The organism is Acinetobacter sp. 1566109 (genome assembly GCF_000582255.1).
In the GTDB taxonomy this organism is placed as follows: domain Bacteria; phylum Pseudomonadota; class Gammaproteobacteria; order Pseudomonadales; family Moraxellaceae; genus Acinetobacter; species Acinetobacter nosocomialis.
Window position 1 is genome coordinate 1 of the sequence record NZ_JEYB01000150.1, and the last position, 2,027, is coordinate 2,027.

Genomic DNA, 2,027 nt, shown 5'->3' on the forward strand with positions numbered 1-2,027 from the left:
ATAAAAATACTAAAGCTTCTTTTTCACTTTCTAAAATTTTCGGACCCGGTACGCCTAAGACTTTTATGGCTATGCCGCGAGCATCTTTTTCAATGTCTGCTTGAGATGCATCGTTAGATGCATTCGAAAATCGAATCCAGGCTTGATAGCTCTTATCAGGAACAAATATACCTTTTGCAAGTTGAGTTGGAATATTTTTAAGTACATGGAACTCGGCACGCACACATCCATGTGCTTTAGGATGTGCATCTCTTAAGGCTTTACCAGGTGCATACTCTTTACGTATTGATTCTTCAATAACGGTAGAGATTTCTTGAGCCAGTTTTTTTTCATTTGGTTGGAGCTTTTCATTTAAATATTCATCAGGGATTGGATAATTAGTTGTATAGGTAGGAGTAGAAATAGCAGAAGCTTTAGTATTTTTATAAAATATTGGATCACTACAGCCACTTAATAATGAAAGAACTGGAATAAAAATAACGAGTAGTCTAAAGTGGCTTAAATGAGAAAAGTTTGGCATTCATTGCTCCTTATTGCAAAGTCCACTTTAGAATTAAAATAATATATTAGCTTTACATTATTTTAATGATTCCAACCATTATCTACTGTTAATAGATTAGACTAAATTGTTACTTATCTGAACAATATAAATAAAATTATTATTTAATATAAAGCTTCTTAAAACCATTAAGAGCAATATGACATGATAAATAATTCAGAAAATGTACAAAATAATTCGACTGTTTCACCTCAACCCATTACTCAAAATATACTTATTGATCGGTTCAACCCAGCTTATTGGAGAATAGATGGTCCACAAACCATGTCTTTTGCGATTACCAATTATGGCAACGGTTTTGAGGCGTCTTTCCGCTCACGCATGACTACAGACTTGGCTGGTATTAGTTGGGACTCTTACGACTCTAAAGACCATAAATTTTTAGCTTATGAAACTAAAGATAGCTATTCAGGTGTGGTATGGGACTTTGATATTGAACTATCACCATCTATGCCAGTTCTAAATAATGAGTCGCTAACTCCAACTTTAACGGTTTATTATAACGACAATGGAGTAGATAAAATTGCGTATATTGTCTTGTTCAACTATGCAAATACTCCATCTTCAAGATCTGCCCATATTCATATCAACTGGGATACAGTCAAAGCAGGTTTCTCCGCTACAGATAGTTTTCCAGTTACCAATATTCAGCAAATCACATTTTCGGCTTTTACAAGTAGTTATAACCCACACTCATCATTGCCCTTAAGTCAGGCTGAAGATGGTTATATTCGCATTACTAATTCAGTCGTGACAGGTGCAAATGCAAAATTAAATCTAAGCCGAGTGGTTGTACCACAGCATAACTATGGCTTATGTACCAGCTATGACGATCATTACGACCTGAACCCGCAGCGTATAGTAGATAACATGGCTGCTTTGGGTTATCACGGTTTCATTAATCATTACTGTGGTATGTCACATTATCCTGAAATAATCTGGAGAAGTGATATTAATAGATTCCAGATTCCAGACACCTTAGTGACTGGACAAGATGTTGTTAACCCATGTACCCGTAAATGGCATGAGAAATATGCCCAAGCTCTGCATAATGCAAATATGCAACCCGTTTTTGGGGTAAGTTTTGAAATGTACTCGCTAGGCGCAAATGAATTTTGGGCACAGCGAGACTGGAATAGTAATTTGGGTAAAACAGGCTACCAGCCACCAAGTTATTTCTTCAGTTTAAGTGATCAAAATGCTTTGGCATATTTACATAAAGTTTTTATTGAGTTTGCAGATACCATGGTGACAGGTGGGTGTGATGTCAACATGCAAATTGGTGAGCCTTGGTGGTGGTATAACACAGATACGAACTTACCATGTGTCTATGACTATCCAACCAAGTTAGCTTTTAATGCAGATACAGGTTTATATGCACCAGACTTAGGAACAATTTATGAGGCGATGAATAAAACAGGAACGCCGTATGATGAATTTAAAACATGGTTAAGAAATAAGTTAGGGC

General features: G+C 36.2%; 1 protein-coding gene and 1 pseudogene. One reads left to right on the plus strand and one right to left on the minus strand.

The window, feature by feature from the left end:
- Positions 1–520: pseudogene (locus J582_RS24850) on the minus strand (catalase); the annotation flags it as partial.
- 183 nt (positions 521–703) lie between these two features.
- Between J582_RS24850 and J582_RS24855 the strand changes: the two are divergent.
- On the plus strand, positions 704–2,027 hold a 1,324-nt coding region (locus tag J582_RS24855), incomplete at its 3' end, for a hypothetical protein (protein ID WP_050674873.1).